The sequence below is a fragment of the Mesorhizobium sp. M0011 genome, assembly GCF_040324155.1.
Taxonomy (GTDB): Bacteria; Pseudomonadota; Alphaproteobacteria; order Rhizobiales; family Rhizobiaceae; genus Mesorhizobium.
On record NZ_JAMYVQ010000012.1, the window covers coordinates 1 to 18,979 of the forward strand.

Annotated in this window: 14 protein-coding genes; 6 read left to right on the top strand and 8 right to left on the bottom strand. The window is 64.2% G+C overall.

Features of this window, described 5'->3' with window-relative positions; all coding sequences use genetic code 11:
- Positions 1-156 precede the first annotated feature (156 nt).
- Entirely contained in the window at positions 157-1,443 is a 1,287-nt protein-coding gene (locus NKK51_RS15260) for an NAD(P)/FAD-dependent oxidoreductase (RefSeq protein ID WP_127296890.1), read from the top strand.
- 262 nt (positions 1,444-1,705) lie between these two features.
- Positions 1,706-2,542 (top strand): SH3 domain-containing protein, encoded by an 837-nt coding sequence (locus NKK51_RS15265; RefSeq protein WP_127296891.1) that lies wholly within the window; start codon positions 1,706-1,708, stop codon positions 2,540-2,542.
- Between the two features lie 91 nt (positions 2,543-2,633).
- On the opposite strand, the gene NKK51_RS15270 is transcribed toward NKK51_RS15265, so the two are convergent.
- Positions 2,634-3,380, bottom strand: coding sequence for an SDR family oxidoreductase (locus tag NKK51_RS15270; protein ID WP_352553677.1), 747 nt, complete (start codon positions 3,378-3,380; stop codon positions 2,634-2,636).
- Between the two features lie 314 nt (positions 3,381-3,694).
- Here NKK51_RS15270 and zwf point away from each other — a divergent pair, with 314 nt between their 5' ends.
- The 3 genes from zwf (at position 3,695) to edd (ending at position 7,759) form a co-directional block, all read left to right on the top strand.
- On the top strand, positions 3,695-5,164 hold the full coding sequence (gene zwf / locus NKK51_RS15275) for a glucose-6-phosphate dehydrogenase (RefSeq protein ID WP_023809187.1): 1,470 nt from the start codon (positions 3,695-3,697) through the stop codon (positions 5,162-5,164).
- Positions 5,146-5,862, top strand: a complete 717-nt coding sequence (pgl, locus tag NKK51_RS15280; protein ID WP_023809188.1) for a 6-phosphogluconolactonase — start codon at positions 5,146-5,148, stop codon at positions 5,860-5,862. Before zwf ends, pgl begins: the two co-directional genes overlap by 19 nt.
- 73 nt (positions 5,863-5,935) lie before the next feature.
- Entirely contained in the window at positions 5,936-7,759 is a 1,824-nt protein-coding gene (gene edd / locus NKK51_RS15285) for a phosphogluconate dehydratase (RefSeq protein ID WP_352553680.1), read from the top strand.
- A gap of 68 nt (positions 7,760-7,827) precedes the next feature.
- On the opposite strand, the gene NKK51_RS15290 is transcribed toward edd, so the two are convergent.
- The 4 genes from NKK51_RS15290 to NKK51_RS15305 form a co-directional block, all read right to left on the bottom strand.
- Positions 7,828-9,474, bottom strand: coding sequence for a vWA domain-containing protein (locus NKK51_RS15290; protein ID WP_352553682.1), 1,647 nt, complete (start codon positions 9,472-9,474; stop codon positions 7,828-7,830).
- Positions 9,475-9,849: 375 nt separating this feature from the next.
- A complete protein-coding gene (locus NKK51_RS15295) occupies positions 9,850-10,848 on the bottom strand; it encodes a GlxA family transcriptional regulator (protein ID WP_032908654.1) in 999 nt (332 codons plus the stop codon).
- A 20-nt stretch (positions 10,849-10,868) separates the two neighbouring features.
- The gene (gene folD, locus NKK51_RS15300) at positions 10,869-11,768 is read right to left on the bottom strand and encodes a bifunctional methylenetetrahydrofolate dehydrogenase/methenyltetrahydrofolate cyclohydrolase FolD (RefSeq protein WP_023809192.1); all 900 of its coding nucleotides are present in this window, start codon (positions 11,766-11,768) and stop codon (positions 10,869-10,871) included.
- A gap of 180 nt (positions 11,769-11,948) precedes the next feature.
- Positions 11,949-14,495 (bottom strand): GumC family protein, encoded by a 2,547-nt coding sequence (locus tag NKK51_RS15305; RefSeq protein WP_352553684.1) that lies wholly within the window; start codon positions 14,493-14,495, stop codon positions 11,949-11,951.
- A gap of 198 nt (positions 14,496-14,693) precedes the next feature.
- On the opposite strand from NKK51_RS15305, the gene NKK51_RS15310 reads away from it, so the two are divergent.
- The gene (locus NKK51_RS15310) at positions 14,694-15,989 is read left to right on the top strand and encodes a lipopolysaccharide biosynthesis protein (protein WP_352553685.1); all 1,296 of its coding nucleotides are present in this window, start codon (positions 14,694-14,696) and stop codon (positions 15,987-15,989) included.
- On the opposite strand, the gene NKK51_RS15315 is transcribed toward NKK51_RS15310, so the two are convergent.
- From NKK51_RS15315 to NKK51_RS15325, 3 genes are read right to left on the bottom strand one after another with little or no spacing between them, the layout of a single operon-like run.
- Positions 15,986-16,909, bottom strand: coding sequence for a DUF6492 family protein (locus NKK51_RS15315; RefSeq protein ID WP_352553687.1), 924 nt, complete (start codon positions 16,907-16,909; stop codon positions 15,986-15,988). The genes NKK51_RS15310 and NKK51_RS15315 overlap by 4 nt on opposite strands.
- A complete protein-coding gene (locus NKK51_RS15320; RefSeq protein ID WP_352553688.1) occupies positions 16,906-17,700 on the bottom strand; it encodes a WecB/TagA/CpsF family glycosyltransferase in 795 nt (264 codons plus the stop codon). Before NKK51_RS15320 ends, NKK51_RS15315 begins: the two co-directional genes overlap by 4 nt.
- Positions 17,697-18,869 carry a glycosyltransferase gene (locus NKK51_RS15325; protein WP_352553690.1) on the bottom strand — a complete coding sequence of 391 codons (1,173 nt, stop codon included), beginning with the start codon at positions 18,867-18,869 and terminating at the stop codon, positions 17,697-17,699. The genes NKK51_RS15320 and NKK51_RS15325 overlap by 4 nt, the downstream gene beginning before the upstream one ends.
- Positions 18,870-18,979: the final 110 nt, after the last annotated feature.

Genomic DNA, 18,979 nt, shown 5'->3' on the forward strand with positions numbered 1-18,979 from the left:
CCCCCCCCCCCCCCCCCCCCCCCCCCCCCCCCCCCCCCCCCCTCAACCCTAATTATCATATTACCCTCGTCCCCTCGACCCCTCGTCGCCTCGTCGCCTAGTCCCCTACTCCCCTACTCCCCTACTCCCCTACTCCCCTACTCCCCTGCGAGCATCATGCCTTACCAATCCCCGATCTCCCCCGGCCGGTCCTGGTATGAGGACACAGCCGGTCCGAGACCTGAATACCCGGCGCTGGATGGCGACCGGGCATGCGATGTCGTCATCGTCGGCGGCGGCTTTACCGGTCTGTCGGCGGCGGCGCACCTGGCCAAGGCAGGCACCAATGTCGTGCTGATCGACGCTTACCGCTTCGGCGATGGCGCCTCCGGTCGCAATGGCGGGCAGCTCGGCACCGGCCAGCGCGCCTGGGCCGAGGACCTGGAAGCCGAGTATGGCTTGGCCCGCGCCAAGGCGCTGTTTGATCTTGCCGAAGAGGCCAAGGCGCATCTCCTCGAATTCACTGCCGCCAACCAGATCGATATCGACTATATGCCGGGCCAGCTCTCGGTGGCGCACAAGCCGCGCTATGTCGACGACTACAAGGCGCATGCCGAGATCATGGCGAGCCGTTTTTCCTACCCGCATATCTCGTTCATGGATGCCAGGGAGACGGCGGAGCGGTTGGGCTCGACCGCCTATTTCGGCGGCACGCGCGACACCGGCACCGGCCACATCCATCCGATGAAGCTGGTGATCGGCACGGCGCGGGTGGCAGCGCTTGCAGGCGCGCAGCTGTTCGAGGGGACGCCGTCGACCGACATCATGTCCAGCGGCGGCAAGGTCAAGGTTTCGACACCGAGGGGGACGGTGACGGCGCAGAAATGCCTGATAGCGGTCAACGCCTATGGCGGCGCGCTCGAGCCGGTTAGTGCGGCGCACATCATGCCGATCGGTTCCTTCATCGGTGCGACCGTGCCTTTGGGAGCGGATTCGAACGTTTTGCCGGGCGGCGAGGCGGTCGACGATTCCCGCTTCGTCGTGCGCTATTTCCGCAGATCGAAGGACGGACGGCTGCTGTTTGGCGGACGCGAGGTCTATGGCGTCAACGATCCGAAGGATATCCACATTCACATCCGCCGCCAGATCGCGGAACTCTATCCGGCGCTCGGGGATGTCGAGATCACGCATGGTTGGGGCGGCTATGTCGGCATCACGGTGCCGAGAAAGCCTTTCGTGCGCGAAGTGATGCCCAATGTGATCTCGGCCGGCGGCTATTCCGGCCACGGCGTCATGCTGTCGAACTACTTCGGTAAACTCTATGCCGAAACCGTTGCCGGCAACCGCGACCGGCTGAAGCTGATCGAGGATCTGAAAATCCCGCCGTTCCCCGGCGGTCGGCGCTTCCGCACGCCGCTGCTGTTCCTGGCGCTCAACTGGTTTGCGTTGCGGGACAGGATCTAGCCGACCGACCTGATGTAATATTGTAATATTCATTGTAACATTTGTTGCCCGTGCGACGCATTGCGCAATTTCCCGCAAAGGCGCAGAATCCCCTATAATGGCGTACTGATGCCACAATCGCAGGCGAAAGCTGCCGGTTCTGGGCGATTGTTCGGGGATTGTTGCGGGACTGCCCGCGTTGTTTTTTTGACCTATGCGGATCAGACGCCGGACTTCCGGCACCGACCGATAGAACGTCGGCCCGCTTATGGAGGTGGCAAGAGTGAGAGAGCCCTTCAGTTTCGGTACGCCGGAACGTCGGCGCTTTGCCATGCAGTTCGGATACGACATGCGGCCCTCCTTCTGGCAGGAAGTCCGTTCGAACTCGCATCTGGTGATCGCCGCGATCGGCACTGCCGCGCTGCTTGGCGTCGCCGCCGTGGCGCTGTGGCTGGCATTGCCGGCCAGCGACAGACAAGCGGCAGCGAGCCCCGAACAGACCATTCCAACGGTTCCGGTGAAGACGACGAAAATAACCCCGGTTGGGGCCGCGGTCGCCGCGGCAGCCGTGCCGCAGGCGCGCAAGTCCGACGCTATTCCGACAACCGTGGCGGCCGCGCAAGCCAACATCCCCGCACTCGCCGCCAACGATCCGCGCTGGACCGGTTCGCAGCCGAAGGACGCCGCCACTTCCGATTCGACTGCCCCCAGCCAGGCAGCGGACAAGCAAGCTGCGGCATTCGCACAGCCGGCAGCCGCTACCGATGCCGCCACCGAACTTGCCAAGGTAGCCGCGCCCAGCGCAGCCGCGGGCAACCATCCCGACGGCGCACAAACCGCCGCCATTCCCGAGGTGCAACCGCAAGTGCCGGCTCAAGAGCCAGCGGCAGAAGGCGATGACAGCCAAGCCAAGGGGAAGCCAAGGAAAGCCGCCGCCGGAACAGGGCGCATCCTGAGGGCCGTGACCATGCGAAGCGGCCCGAAGAAAAATGCCGCCGCCATCGGTACGGTGCCAGCCAAAACCTCGGTGCAGGTGATGAGCTGCAAGAAATGGTGCCAGATCACCTACAACGGCAAGACCGGCTGGATCTACAAGAGTTACATCAAGACCGGCGCCTGACGCCCACCGCTCTGCGTGAGGCAGGCCTGTTGTTCTGATGCATGTCGTTCTCCCAAACCGGGGCCGCTTTCGAGCGACATACATCAGGCTTTCAGATGCAGCGGCCGCCATCGACCTCCAGCGCCACGCCGGTGATGAAGGCGGCCTCGTCCGAGGCCAGCCAGAGTGCGGCGTTGGCGATGTCGAGCGGCGTCGAAAGCCGGCCGAGTGGGATCGATGCGCGGAACTTCTCGCGGATCTCGGGCGTGTCGGCGCCCATGAATTTCGCCAGCATGCCGGTCTCGCCGGCAACCGGGCAGAGGCAGTTGACGCGGATGTTCTTCGGCGCCAGTTCCACCGCCATCGATTTGGTGGCGGTGATCGCCCAGCCTTTCGACGCATTGTACCAGGTGAGGCCGGGGCGCGGCCGCAGACCCGCGGTGGAGGCCGTGGTCAGGATGACGCCGCCGCCCTGCCGCTCCATGATCGGCACCACGGCAAGTGCCGCGTGATAGATCGCCTTCATGTTGACGGCGGTTATCAGGTCGAAGGTGTCCTCGTCGACATTGAGCATGTCGCCGTTGCGATGGGTGTAACCGGCATTGTTGACCATGATGTCGATGCGGCCGAAGGCGCTTTTGGCGGCATAGACCATCTCGTCGAATTCGGAGCGCAGCGAGACATCCGTCTGGGTCCAGATCGCAGCTTCACCGATTTCGCCGGCGACGCGCTCCGCACCCCTGGCGTTGAGATCGGCGACAACGACCCTGGCGCCCTCCCGCGCAAAGCGCCTGGCAATGCCCTCGCCAAAGCCCGACGCAGCGCCGGTGATGATCGCAACCTTGTTTTCCAGACGCATGTTTTTTCCGCTCATTATTGGTGACGATCAACGGGCACGTCATTGGCGCTCATCCGCGCAAAGCCACGGCTTCTGACTGGATTGGCCGAAAGATGTGGGTCCATCGCCGATTTCTCCTTTGGCTTTCGCGTCGATCCCGCTCTATGCTGCAACTGCGAAGGCTTCCGGAGCCGCGCCTTCGACAAGCCTCCGGGTCATCGGACTGTCAAGGGGCAGGCGCATACACCCAGATGTGACACCATGGCACTGGAAAATTTAAATCGATTAGATTATATCAGCCGCGTCACAGCGACCGGCGTCAAAGCGGACAGACCATGACCAGCCAGATCATCCCCGTCGAGCCTTTCGACTTCATCATTTTCGGCGGCACCGGCGATCTGTCGGAACGCAAGCTTCTGCCGTCGCTCTATTATCGCCAGCGCGACCATCAGTTTTCGGAGCCGACACGCATCATCGGCACGTCGCGCTCGAAAATGAGCGATGAGGAATTCCAAGCCTTCGCCAAACAGGCGATCTCCGAGCACGTCAAGCCGGCCGACATCGACGCCAAGGAACTGAAGACTTTTCTGGCGCGGCTGTCCTACGTCTCCGCCGATGCGACGAGCGGCGCCGGCTTCGACAAGCTTAAGAAGGCGATCGGAGACAGCGACCGCATCCGAGCCTTCTACCTGGCGGTGGCGCCGGCGCTGTTCGGCGACATCTCGCACAAGCTGAAAGAGCACAATCTGATCACGCCGAACTCGCGCATCGTGCTGGAAAAGCCGATCGGCCGCGATCTCGATTCGGCACGCAAGCTCAACGATCTGGTCGGCGACGACTTCCACGAAAGCCAGATCTTCCGCATCGACCATTATCTAGGCAAGGAGACGGTGCAGAACCTGATGGCGCTGCGCTTCGCCAACGCGCTCTACGAGCCGTTGTGGAATTCAGCCCACATCGACCATGTCCAGATCACCGTGGCCGAGACCGTCGGTCTGGAGGACCGCGTCACCTATTACGACAAGGCCGGCGCGCTGCGCGACATGGTGCAGAACCATATGCTGCAGCTGCTGTGTCTCGTCGCCATGGAAGCGCCGTCATCGATGGATGCCGACGCCGTGCGCGACGAGAAGCTGAAGGTGCTGCGGGCACTGAAGCGCATCAATGGCAACGAAGCGCCGAAGCACACCGTGCGCGGCCAGTACCGCGCAGGCGCCTCGGCCAGCGGAGCTGTAAAGGGCTATGTCGAGGAGCTTTCCCACGACAGCAATACCGAGACCTTCGTCGCCATCAAGGCCGAGATCGGCACCTGGCGCTGGGCGGGCGTTCCGTTCTACCTCAGGACCGGCAAGCGGCTGGCAACCCGGGTTTCGGAAATCGTCATCGAATTCAAGCCGATCCCGCATTCGATCTTCGGCGACAGCGCTGGTCCGATCTTCGCCAACCAGCTGGTCATCCGGCTGCAGCCCGACGAAGGCGTCAAGCAGTTCATCATGATCAAGGATCCGGGTCCGGGCGGCATGCGGTTGCGCCAGATCTCGCTCGACATGAGTTTTGCGCAGTCCTTCGATGGCCGCGCGCCGGACGCCTATGAGCGGCTGATCATGGACGTCATCCGTGGCAACCAGACCCTGTTCATGCGCCGTGACGAAGTCGAGGCGGCGTGGAAATGGATCGACCCGATCCAGAATGCCTGGGAAAGTGCCAGGCAGGAGGCGCAGGGCTACACGGCGGGCACCTGGGGCCCATCGGCCTCGATAGCACTGATCGAACGTGACGGGCGGACATGGCACGAGAGCAATTGAACAGCGCCGCCTATAGCTGGAACGGCTTCGCTGAGCGCCAGGAACTGGCGGCAGCCCTTGCCGGCCATGTTGCAGGCAGACTGACCAAGGCGATCGCCGAGCGCGGCACGGGGCTGCTCGCCGTCTCCGGCGGCACCACGCCGGCAAAATTCTTCGCCGCCCTTTCGGCGATACCTATCGCTTGGGACAAGGTGATCGTGACGCTGGTCGACGAGCGTTTCGTGCCGGCCTCCTCGCCACGCTCCAATGCCGGGCTGGTAGCCGCCAATCTGTTGCAGAACGCGGCCAAGGCGGCTCGTTTCGTGCCGCTCTATCACGAAGCCACCAGCATCGAGGATGCGGCCTCGTCCGACGATGCAGCGCTCCGGTCCTTGCCATGGCCGCTCGATGTCGTCGTGCTCGGCATGGGGCCGGACGGCCACACCGCTTCGTTCTTTCCCGATGCCGACGATCTGGCAACGTTGCTCGACCCGTCTTGCGACAGGATCGTGCTGCCGGTTCATGCGGCAAGTGCGGGCGAGCCGCGGCTGACCCTGTCGCTGGCGCGCATCGTCGAAGCCGGCTTCATCGCGCTGCACATAGAGGGTGAGGACAAGCGTGTCGCCTTCGACGGCGCGGTTGCGCCCGGGCCGCGAAAGCCAATCCGTGCCGTGCTCGACGCAGCACATAAGCCCGTAGAGGTTTTCTGGGCCCCCTGAATCTCGATTTACTCTGGTCCCGGCAAACGGCGGGAGGATGTTTCCGGGACCTCGCCTGAAAGGACCGACCGCCATGACCGCCAGACGCGACATCGAAGCCATCACCGAACGCATCCGTCAGCGCTCAAAACCAGGCCGCGAGCGTTATCTCGGCCGCATCGCCGAGGCATCGAACCGCACCGCCAACCGGGCTGTGCTGTCGTGCGGCAACCTCGCCCATGGCTTTGCGGTGTGCAGCCCCTCGGAAAAGCTCGCGCTGGGCGCCGACAAGGTGCCGAACCTCGGCATCATCACCTCCTACAACGACATGCTGTCGGCGCATCAGCCGTTCGAGACCTTCCCCGCGCTGATCAAGGATGCGGCCCGCGAAGCCGGCGGCATTGCCCAGGTGGCAGGCGGCGTGCCGGCGATGTGCGACGGCGTCACCCAGGGCCAGCCCGGCATGGAGCTGTCGCTGTTTTCGCGCGATGTCATCGCCATGGCCGCCGCGATCGGCCTGTCGCACAACATGTTCGACGCTGCCGTCTATCTCGGCGTCTGCGACAAGATCGTGCCGGGCCTGGTGATCGCAGCACTGACCTTCGGCCATCTGCCGGCGGTGTTCATTCCGGCCGGACCGATGACGACCGGCCTGGCCAATGACGAAAAGGCCAAGGTCCGCCAGCTCTACGCCGAGGGCAAGGCCGGACGCGCCGAACTGCTGGAGGCCGAGTCCAAATCCTATCATGGGCCGGGCACCTGCACCTTCTACGGCACGGCGAATTCCAACCAGATGCTGATGGAGATCATGGGCCTGCACACGCCGGGCGCTTCCTTCGTCAACCCCGGCACGCCGCTGCGCGAGGCGTTGACCCGCGAGGCGACGAAGCGGGCGCTGGCGATCACCGCGCTCGGCAACGCCTATACGCCCGTCGGCCGGATGATCGACGAGCGCTCGATCGTCAACGGCGTCGTCGGCCTGCACGCCACCGGCGGCTCGACCAATCACACCATCCACCTGATCGCCATGGCGGCGGCGGCCGGTATAGCCATCACCTGGCAGGATATTTCCGACCTGTCGGAAGCGGTGCCGCTGCTGGCGCGGGTCTATCCGAACGGCCTCGCCGACGTGAACCATTTCCACGCCGCCGGCGGGCTCGGCTTCCTGATCCGCGAACTGCTCGACGAAGGCATCCTGCATGAGGATGTGCAGACGGTGTGGGGCGAAGGCCTGCGGCCCTATGCGGTCGAGGCAAAGCTCGGCGCCGACGGAGGCGTGGTGCGCGAGGCCTCGCCGAAGGCAAGCGGCGACGAAAAGGTGCTGGCGCCGTTCAGCAAGGCATTCCAGGCGACCGGCGGCCTGAAGGTGCTATCAGGCAATCTCGGCCACGCCGTCATCAAGACTTCCGCGGTGAAGCCGGAGCGGCGTATCATCGAGGCGCCGGCCAGGGTCTTCGACAGCCAGCAAGGGCTGAACGATGCGTTCAAGGCGGGCACGCTGACCGGCGATTTCATCGCCGTCATCCGCTTCCAGGGGCCGAAGGCCAATGGCATGCCGGAACTGCACAAGCTGACCACGGTGCTCGGCATCCTGCAGGATCGTGGCCAGCGCGTGGCGCTGGTCACCGACGGGCGCATGTCGGGAGCCTCCGGCAAGGTGCCGGCGGCTATCCATGTCACACCGGAAGCGGTCGAGGAGGGTCCTATCGCCAGGATCCATGAAGGCGACATCATCCGGCTCGACGCCGAAGCCGGAACGCTGGAAGTGCTGGTGCCGGCCGGGGAGTTCGCTTTGCGCCGGACGGCGGATGCCGATCTCATCGGCAACGAGTTCGGCTTCGGCCGCGAGCTGTTTGCCGGCTTCCGGCAACTGGTCGGCCGCGCCGATCATGGCGCCAGCGCCTTCGGCACGACATGACGGCAATTCTGCGTAGTTCACAAAAAAGGGCGGCACATGGCCGCCCTCTTGCGGTTGTGCATACGATTCTATTGCACGGTTAGCTCGGCTCGCTCGCCGGCCTTGACCGTCACGTTGCCTTCTTTGGAACTGTTGTCGGATTTCTCCGAGACGACGGCGTAGTCGCCCGCAGGGATCGCTGCCTGATACTTCTGGTCGAATGCATAGCCAAGCGACTTGCGGTTGCCGTTGATGTCCTTCTTGGCCTCGAAAATCTCGATCTTCGAGGCTCCGGGCGCGGTGATCGCCAGCACGCCGGCATTCATTGCGACCTTCAGATCCTGAAATTCGCCCACCTTGACAGTGAACGGCTGCTCGACGACGGCGAGATCAACCGTCGCAATCAACACATAGTCATCGGGTGGCAGATCGAATTTGCTGTCGGGTCCGTAGGCATAGGTCACCTCGTCCCTGGTTCCATCGATCTTCTTTTTTGCCTTGAGCACCTTGAAGCCGATGCCTGAACCGTCCGCCTTGTCGCCGCCGGCAGCATAGTAAGCATTGGCAACGACATGGCCGACACCGGCAATCATGTCCTTTTCCACGGTCTTGCCGCCAGCCAGCGGGATCGTCTCGGTAGCCACGCCCTGCCCGATCGTGACAGTCACCTTCTGGTCGCCGGCCGGCAACACGGCTTTCGTTGTCCCATAAAAGGTCGCGGGCATGTCTGCACCCGGATAATCGATGACGACAGCCGCGCCATCGACGACATCCGCCCCCGCGCTCGGTCGCGGGTGGATGATGAGCGTGCCGGCATTCAAGTTGAAAAGCGGCTTGTAGACCTGGCCGGCCTCGATCTTGACCTTCTGCTCGGTTTTCGCCTGGCCGTCACTGGCCACGACGATATAGTCGCCCGGTTCCAGATTGGCCTTGTAGGCACCGTATTCGGTGCTGACGTAGTCGCCGCGCGTACCGTCGGGTTTGACCTTGTAGATTTCCCAGGCGTTGCCTTCAGTGACGGGATCGCCGCCCTCGGCAAGCACCGCTATCGGCAGGAAATTGAATTCCGGTTTGGCCGGCGCGGGCGCAGGTGCCGGAGCCGGTTCAGGAGCAGGCGCCGCCACTGTCTCGGCAAGCGCCTCCTGCAGCGCCTTCTCGTCGGAGGCCTGGATGTATTTGCCGCCGGTGTTGTCGGCGAGGCAGGCGATCTGCTTGCCCTCGTCGGCGGTGAGGCCGAAGCCGACGACATCGGCGGTGAAGTCGACGCCGGATGCCTCGAGCTCCTTGCCAAGCGCGCAGGGGTCGCCGCCGCATGTTTCGAGCCCGTCGGTGATGAGCACGACGGTCGCCTTGTCCTCGGTGTATTTCAACGCCTCGGCCGCCTGCTTGACGGCAGCGGTCAGCGGTGTCTTGCCGAGGAATTTCAGGCTGTCGGCGGCGGCCGAAATGGCGCTGCCCGAACCTGCCTGCGGCGGCACGATCAGCTGGATGTCGTCGCAGCTGCCCTTTTCACGATGGCCATAGGCCATGAAGCCGATCTCGTCGTCGGTGGGGACCGATTGAAGCACGGTTCGAAGCGACTCGCGGGCGATTTCGAGCTTGGGCTTGCCGTCGATCTGCGCCCACATCGAGCCGGACGCATCGAGAATGATGATGACCTTGTTTGCGGCGAAGCCGAACGTCGTCATCGACAAAAGGAGGACCGCCGCCGCGACACTCCGTGCAAGTCCCGCCATCGAAATCTCCTAAATCCACCCCTGATCCGGGCGGCAAGCTATTTGACGCGGCGCTGGGACACAAGTCCCGGCGCCCGGTGCGTAGGGCTCCGAACCCAGCTTGACAAAGACCTGACGACAGCCAGTTCGGTGGTGCCGGCAGTGCCGGCAGTTTTTGCGATAGGAATTTTTTCTTGACTCTATGCCCTCAGCTATGATACATTTTCGCCCATGGTGCTGATTTGCGCCGGTGACCCGCCGCTCAGGCGGGTTTTTCGTTTGATGCACCCGTCAGCCTACGCGCAGCGAAGGCACCGAAGGAACCCGTTAACCCGAAGTCGCTGCCCTGGCCCGATGCGCCGGGCCGAATGCCGAACTTTTCAGCGGAAGCGGAATTCAATAGGTCGTGCGGCGCTCTTCCGAGGGCGGCCTGCCGAATTGCAGCCGGTAGCTCTGGGCGAAGTAGGAATGCGAGGTGAAGCCGGTCGCGATCGCCACGTCGAGGATCGGCATGTTGGTCTGGCGCAGCAGTTCGCGCGCCCGCTCCAGCCGCAACCGCATGTAATAACGGCCGGGCGTGACGCTGAGATGGCGCAGGAACAGGCGCTCGACCTGGCGCACCGAAAGGCCGGCGGATTTGGCCAGCTGTACCGCCGACAGCGGCTCGTCGAGGTGGTCGGCCATCAGTTCGACGATACGCCTAAGCTTCTCCGACTTGCCGGTCAGGTCGCGTTCCGGCCCGACGCGCTGACGGTCGCCGGCCGAGCGGATGCGTTCGTGCTGGAACTGGTTGGCGACGCCATTGGCGAGGTTCGAGCCGAAATCGCCGCGCACGATCTCCAGCATCAGGTCGATCGAAGTGGTGCCGCCGGCACAGGTGTAGCGCTTGCGATCGATCTCGAAGACGTTGCCGGTGCAGTTGATGTCGGGGAAGCGTTCGACGAAGCCGGCACGGTTTTCCCAATGGATGGTGCAGCGATAGCCTTCGAGCTGGCCGGCCTCGGCCAGCAGATAGGAGCCGACCGACAGGGCACCCAGCGCATTGCCGCGCCGGCCCCAGCTTCGCAAAGCCGCCAGCACCTTGCTCTTGCCGGGGAATTCCGTCGTCAGCCCAACCGAGACGAACAGGATATCGACCGGCGGCAGGTCGGCAACGGCATAGTCGATCTTGAGCGGCAGGCCGTTGGAAGCCATCACCGGATCGCCATCGGCCGACACCGTCGTCCAGCCGTAGAAGTCACGGCCGAGCAACCGGTTCGCCGACCGGAACGTATCGATCGCGGCAGCCAGCGAGAACATGGAGAACTTGTCGACCAGCAGGAATGCGAACTGCCGGCCACCTTGAACGGGGTCCGCGATGACCGGCCGTTCTGAGGGAACACTGGGGTTCGGCAAAGCTGCGGCTTTCTGGCGGGTCAGAAGGACGGCCGTTTCAATCCGGCCGCAAGGTAGGCCGAGGCTAACGTATTGGCCATCAGCATGGCAATGGTCATAGGCCCGACACCGCCAGGCACCGGCGTGATGGCGCCGGCGGCCTTGGCCGCTTCGGCATAGGCGACATCGCCGACGAGACGGGACTTGCCCTCGCCCTTTTCCGGCGCCGGAATGCGGTTGATGCCGACATCAATGACGGTGGCGCCTGGCTTGACCCAATCACCCCTGATCATCTCCGGCCTTCCGACGGCCGCGACAAGAATGTCGGCGGTGCGGGCAAGCGCCGGCAAATCCTTCGTCCGGCTGTGCGCGATGGTGACGGTGCAGTTGGCGGCAAGCAGGAGGTTGGCCATCGGCTTGCCGACGATGTTGGAGCGGCCGACGACGACGGCGTTGAGGCCGGACAGGTCCTTGCCGCGCACCCGCTCGATCAGGAGCATAGAGCCGGCCGGGGTACAAGGCACGAAGGCTGTCTCGAGTTCACCGGTGCCGAGCTTGCCGACATTGATGAAATGGAAGCCGTCGACATCCTTTTCCGGCGCGATGGTCTGGATGATCTTGCCGGCGTCGATGTGGGCCGGCAGCGGAAGCTGCACGAGGATGCCATTGATGGCCGGATCGGCGTTGAGGTCGCCGATGATCTTCAGCAATGCCGGTTCCGAGGTTTCGGCCGGCAGCGTGTGCTGGACGGAATGAAAGCCGCATTCCTTGGCGGTGCGCGACTTGGACGCGACATAGACCTGGCTGGCGGGATCCTCGCCGACGATGACCACGGCAAGACCGGGCTTGGGCTTGCCCTTGGCGACAAGCTCGGCCGTCAGGGACTTGACCGTCCCCACAACGTCCCCGGCAACGCTCTTGCCATCAATCACTTCAGCCATGGACCACCCTCAACACCAGAATGCCCAAGCGCGTCGCTTCCGGAAGCGCCGCGCTTTTCGATCTTTCACCGCGTGGCATTTTCACGAAAATTCCAACATGCAATCCCGCCAAAGCGCCGTCCCATGCCGTTTACGCGAAACCGGCATGTTTTTGTACGGCACCTGGAAGAATTTTGTGGCTCAGAAGTAGCGGCGGCGCGCGCGGCTCTCGGTCAGTTCGCGAACCGCTTCACGGAATTCGCGCAGGCTGGCACGGATTTCCTCGATTGGCGCTTGCTGCTCGGCATCCTCCACGACCCGCGGCGGCTCCGCCGATCGCTGATGAGGCTGAGGCGCCTGCTGCTGCGGGAGGGGCGGCTGTGGATAAGATTCGGAAGCAGGCTGTGCCGGATCGGGCTGCTGCCCGGCATTGGTGGCCGGCATGGATTGCGGATAGGGATAGGCCGGCGGCTGCGCGTAGCCCAATGGCTGCGCGTAGGGATAGAGCTGCGGCCCGGAATATGGCCGCTGCGCCACCACGGGAGGCGGCAGTGGCGGCTGCGCCGCCTGCTGCGGATGGCCGCCGGGCTGGAAAGGCGGCGACGGGTATGCTGTCGCGGCCGCCTGCCGGGGCTCGAAGGCCGGCGCCGACTGGGGATAAGCGCGGTATTGCGGATCCTGCATTGGCTTCGCGTTTTCGGCAGAGGCCCATTCAACGGTATCGAACGGCTCCTCCCGGGATGGCCTGCGGGAGACGGACTTGTGCAGCCTCGACAGCAAGGCACCGATCCGGCCGGCACCTTCGGCCGGCGAGACCTCGGCTTGCTGGAAAGGCGGTGGCGCGGCCGGCGGTGGTGATGCAGGCGGGGGTGTCGATGGCTGCGGCGCTGGTGTTTGTGGCGGCGCCGGCGGCGCTGCCCGATATGCCTTGTCTTCGTAAGGCGTCCGGCGTTCGTCCGTGCCATGGTCGCGGCGCGAGCGCGAATTGGCGGTGTCACGCAGGCTCTCATAGGCGCCACGCATGGCTCCGAGGCCAATGCCGGAGGCAAAGCCCAGCAACAGGCCGCCGAGCGCGACCACGACCCGCGACGGCCCGTTTGCCTCGAGCGGCGCGAAGGCCTTCGAGATCACGTTGATGTTGGCTGTGTTGATGTCCTTCTGCTCGCCGGTTTCCTTGGCGCGCAGCAGATACTGTTCGTAGACGGAACGCTTGGCGGTCGCCTCGCGCTCCAGTTCGCGCATCGACACCAGGTCGCTGTTGACGTCGCCGCTGCGGACCTTCAGCTGCGCCAGGCGAGAGGCAAGGTCCTGTTCGAGCTGGACCGCGCGCTTGAGGTCGACCTGCAGCGACGAGCCTATACGGCGCAGCTCCGCGGCGATGCGGTCGCGTGCGCCGGCAATCTGGGCATTGAGCGCCTGGAGTTCGGGATGACGCGGGCCGAACCGGATGGCGGCGCGGTCAGCCTCCTGCTTGAGCGACGCATATTGCGAACGCAGATCGCTCATCGTGTTGGAGTTGATCTCCTCCGGCAAGGTGCCGGTGAGGACCGAATTGACGTCGACCGACCGCGCCGAAGCGGCCCGGGCATTCAGCTCCAGCGTGCGGGCGCGGGCAATCGACAGTTGCTCGTTGAGCTTCAGCATCTCGTCATCGCTGATGAGATGGCCCTGCGCGTCGACAAGGTCGTGCGTGGCCCTGAAATCTTCGACCTTGCGCTCGGCGGCCTCGACTCCCTTGCGCAACTCGTCAAGCCGGGCCGTCAGTTCGTCGGTGGCGCGGCCTGCGGTGTCCGACTGTATCTGGCCGAAAGTCTGCAGAAAGACATCCGTCATCGTGTTGGCGATGAGGGCCGATTTCTCGCCATTCTGCGTGGTGGCACTGACGGTGATGACAAAGGTCTTGCCGCCGCGCTCGACCGAAAGGCTCTCGGCCAGATTGCCGACAGCAAGCGCGCGGCGGCGGGCGTCGTCGACACCGCCCGGCCCGTCATTGCGGGACAGGACGGAGCGGATGAGCGACATGACGCTGAGGCCGCCGCCGCCTTGCCCATTGAATTCCGGATCATTGACCAGATTGAGCTTGTCCACGACCTTGTTGAGAACGGTGCCTGATGTCAGCACCCGGACCTGGTTCTCGACGATGGCCAGCGTTGCATCGGAAGCCACGACCGACTGGGTGAGGTCGCGATCGGTGAGCTTCAGGTCGCGTGGGTCGACGATCAGTTCGGTGGTGGCTTCGTATTTCTTCGGCGTCGACAGCGCGATGGTGATGCCGAGCGCGGCGCCCAGTATCGTCGTCGTCACGATCAGCAGCTTCGACTTGCCGACACCGCGCACGACCTGCATCGGGTCGATCAGCGGCTTCCACTGCTGGCTGTCCATGCCGTCGTTTCGGGATACCGACGCGTCGCCCGCAGCGTAAGGTTCCGATGCATGATCGGCGCGACGGGCGCCAGCGGTTTCGGCGGCACTGATTTGTGTCCGTGGCGTGGTTTGCGCGCGGTGCGGCGATGAAGCCCGCTCCTGATCCCCGTCGGTTGCGACCGGATCCGACAGTTTCGGGTTGCGCGCCTCGCGCTGCGAACGGGCGAGGCGATGACGGGTGGCGGCATCCTCGCGCCATGACGGGTCTGCCCGATCGCCTATCGAGACCAGGGACGCGTCGGGTTCGTCGCCGCGCACAGCCTGGCCAAGCGCCAGCAATGAGCGCTCGCGCTTCCAGTCTTCGCGGTTTTCCCTGTCGACCATCGTCTGGAACTTTACCTTTGGCGACCTGCAAACGGCGATTGGCCATTCGTTAAGCCACGCTAAACAGGCATGGAAAACAAAAGGTTAATTTTCCCGCGCCGAAGCGTCGGTTTCTCGCTTCGGTTGCATCTATTTTCGACACAAGCCCAAGCTCCAGAACGGCACGTTAAGTTTTCCGGCCTAGGCTCTCCTCGAGACATGACGCAGGCCAGTGACATACCGCAAAGGCGGCCCCTCGCCCGGATCGGCAGCTTTTTGGCCGAACGACGGGGGCTGCTTCGCGACTATTTCTCGGCGATCAGCGGCGCCGGCGGGCGACTGGTGTTTTCGCTGGCCTATTTCATCGCGTTGGCCAACACGCTGTCCATTTCCGAATTCGGCATGTTCGCCACCGCGTCGGCGGCCGGCGTCATGCTGTCGCGCATCCTTGCCTTCGGGTTCATCTCGGCGCTCTATCGCACCGCCACCATCCGCCCCAATCTGATCGGCACCTTCACCGCCGGCTTCCTGCTGCTCGGCGTGCTGTCGCTACCGCTGCTGGCCGCGGCCTCGTTCGGCGTCTATCTGATTTTCTTCGCCGGCACCGTGCCGCTGTCGGTGTTTGCGGCAATCGTCTTCGCCGAAGCGCTGCTGTGGCGGCCGGTCGAGGTGGCGCTGATCGTCAACAACGGTCTGGGCAAATTCGGCCGCGCCGCGCTGCTGGCCATCCTGGCGACGGCGCTGCGGGCGCTCGGCGCGGTCCTGTTCATGTTCTGGGCGCAACACAGCGTCTGGATATGGTCGTGGTTCTATATCGGCGCCAATGCCGCCTCGCTGCTGATTGCCTTCGGCTTCTTCTATCCACGCCAACGGCTGCGGCTTCGCATCGAGCTCTATGTCAGGCGATTGGCCGATTCCATCTATGTGGCCGGCGCCGAAGTGTTGTTCTACCTGCAGATGGAATTCGACAAGCTGCTGGTCCTGGCGATCGGCGGACCGCATCTGGCCGGCATCTATGCCATCATCATGCGGCTGGTAGACCTGACCGCTATTCCGATCCGAACCTTCTCCATGATGCTGGTGCAGCGCATGATGCGCGCGCCGGAACTTTTGTCACGGCTGGCGGTCAAGAGCGGCATCGAAGGCGGTGTGTTCGCGGTCTCGACGGCGGCGCTGCTGGCGCTTGGCATCGTGCTGCATTTCTTCCCCAACGCGCTTGGCAAGAATGTCGCCGAGGCCGCGCCGCTGGTGGTGCTGGCGATCTGCGTGCCGGGGTTGCGCAATCTGGTCGAATACCAGGCCGAGCTTTTGTTCGCGCGCGGCCAGACCTTGGTGCGGGCGCTTAATCTCGGCCTGCTTGCCGCACTGAAGGCGCTGTTGCTGACCTATGTGCTGACGACCATCCTCGACACGCCGAACCTGGTGCTGTCGCTCAATGTCGTCTTCCTGCTTCTGTATCTCGCCTCGACGTTGCTCACCTATTCGGCGATGCGCAAGCCGGCCAAACCCGTCTAATTCAACCCAATCAGACGGCGGATGCGGCCGATATCGGTGCCGATAAAGGACTGCATGCCGATCGCCACCTGCTCCGGCGCCATGGCGGCGACGAAGCTGCGGAACTCGTCATCCGAAAGCGCTTCGCCGGTCCAGTGGACGCGGCAGAATTCTTCCGAACCGTGGAAGTGGCCGGCGCCCTCCAGCAGATCGTCGACATAGCGGCCGTAGATCATGCATTCGGAGAATTTGCGCGCCGAGCCGACGACCTCGATCCAGTCGCGGCCATGGACCTTCTCGATCTCGCCGCACATGGCCAGCACGGTGTCGCGCCGCCAGGCGATCAGCGTCGAGATATAGTCATGGATCGACGTCCGGGACGGGTCGATGCCGAGTGCCGATCCCGCATTGCGCGACCAGATGCGATGCTCCTCATGACCTTCGTCCGCCAGCACACCGTCGCGGCGAAACAGGCGCACCTTGCCGTCGCGCCAGAAGGCGCCGCAGTCGAAAGGTTTGAGGAAAGCGACGTCTGAATCGCAGAAGATGAGCACGTCTTGAGATGCATGCGCCGATATGGCGATGCGGCGCAATTGCTGTACATGCCAGCCGCGCAGTGGCTGAGTCTTCAGGCTGAGCCAGACGCGCCGGCGAAACAGGCTGAGCGGATCGTCGAAGGCGTGCAGCCAGCGCGGCAGCAATTCACGCTCGTCGACGACCGTGCGGCGGCCGGTTTCCAATTGGCGAAACAGACTGACATCGCGATGTTCGACCAGGATGTAATGGTGCGCCGCGCCCGAAACGTGGCGATCAACTGTCTCGCACAACAGGCGGCAGCGCTCGAAGTCGGGCGCGTAGCTTGCCGTCACGATTGCCGCCGTCGGTGTCTGCCGCAGCGGGCTCGGCTCGGCAGCGGCACCTGGCACGAACCTGCTGTTCACTTGATATCCCTCGCAGCTTCGGGCGCAAGCGAGAATTTCTGCCTAAGGACGCGCAGCAGGAACAGCGGATTGCCGACCACATAACGGCGCCACAGGCGGCTCGGTTCGACAGCCAACCGGAACAGCCATTCGAGCCGCAGCCGGCGCATCCACAAGGGCGCGCGGGGCACCGCGCCGCTCAGGAAATCAAGCAACGCGCCGACCGCGATCGGCAGCGTGCAATGGCGCGCGTCGATATGGCGTTCGATCCACAATTCCTGGCGCGGCACGCCCATGGCGACGAGCAGCACGTCGGGCCGAAGCGCGGCAATCCGGTCGACGATTTCCTGCTCCTGCGAAGCAGGGAAATAGCCGTCATGGATCACCACGAATTTGTGCTGCACCGCCAATGCGGCCAGCTTGACCGACGCCGCTTCGGCATTGACGCGCGTCGCGCCGAGCAGGCCGACGGTGAGCGGCGTCGTCGAGGCCTGCAGGAAGGCCGGGACGAAATCGGTACCGTTGAGATTGTCGGGAAATGGCGTCCCGTAGAGGAGTCTCGCCGCCAGATCGATACCGATGCCGTCGGGCAGGATGAGGAAATCATCGAGTGCCTCGGCGAACACCGGGTCGGTATAGGCGATGTTGGCGTTGTGGGCGTTGAGGAAACTGACCTTGGTGAAGCGCCGCTCGGCAATCAACCGGTTCAGCAGGGCGATGGCATCGTTCCAGCGGACCGCAACCACCGGGATGCCAAGGATCGTCTTCAGCGTGTCGAGCCCGAACGCGGCGCGGGCGGAATGCATGTTCACGCAAATGCCTCCTGCCTGACGGGTGCGAGCTTTTCGAGGCCGAGCCGGATGGCAGCGTCGAGCGCCTTGACCTGCGAGCCCCGGAACGCGCTGCCGTCAACGTCGCGGATGTCGGCCACCGCAGCCTCGAGTGCCCTGGCGAAGGCGACGGGATCGTCGGTGACGACGCAGTTGGCCGGACGGTGGTCGATGCCGCGCAGCGAACGGCTGGTGGCGACGGAAGGCAGGCCGAGCTCGAAGGTTTCGATTGTCTTCAACTGGACGCCGCTGCCGGCGGTGCTGATCAGCGGGATGACGGCAGCGCCACGCACGAAAGCCTGCGCGTCGGGCATGCGGCCGACAAATTCAACACCCGGATGCTTCGACGTGACGCCCGAAGGCATGTGGCCGGCGATGCGGATGCGAAAGTCGAGCCGCAGATGCGGCACGACCTTGCCCAGGAACCAGTCGAGGCCGATGCGGTTCGGCTGCCAGGTCCAGGTGCCGATCAGGGCGGCGTCGCAGTCGATGCGGCGCGGGCCTTTCAGGGTCGGCGCGTGGGCACCGGTCACCAGTGGCAGCACCGCCGAGCGGTCGTGCGAGGCGACACCGAGGGCGGCGCGGTCTTCTTCGGCCAGGGTGAAGACGAAGCGCGCCCGGCGGCAGAGACGGTCTTCGATGGTCTTGAGCAGCCTCGCCTCGCGGCGAAACAGCAGGCGCTGGAAGAGGCTGCCGGCCGCAGCGGCATTCTCCCGCGCCGAAAGATGCTCGACATTGTGGGCAATGAAGATCGAAGGCCGGTCGGTGAACAGTTTTTCGAAGGCGCCGGCGAACTGCACGGAATTCAAGACATAGCCATCAACCGGTCCAGCGCGCTCGATGGCAGCGAGAACATCGCTGTCGGACACGGCGCGCAGCTTGACCGACGCGAAGGTGAGGCCCGAAAGCAGCGCCTTGCCGACCCAGGCCAGCTTCTGCCGCGCGGAGGCATTGTCCGTGCGCACGTCGATGGCACCCAGCACCACGGTGTTTTCGGGGTCGGCCGCGGGCTTGCCCGGCCAGGTGAAGCCGATGACGGTTACGCGCGCGCCAGCGCGCCGCAAGGCAGCGATGATCGCAGCGTTGGCGATCTCGTAGCCCGAGGCGAGTGCGCCGTCGGGCACGATCGATGTGGCGAACAGCAGATGCATCTCACCTATCCTGTGGTGTAGCCGGTAGCAAAGTGCGGTGAACCCTTGATTAAGCCAGCACATTCGACGACCGAAAGTCGCTGCCTGGCGGGCTTCTCCGTGCAAGGTGA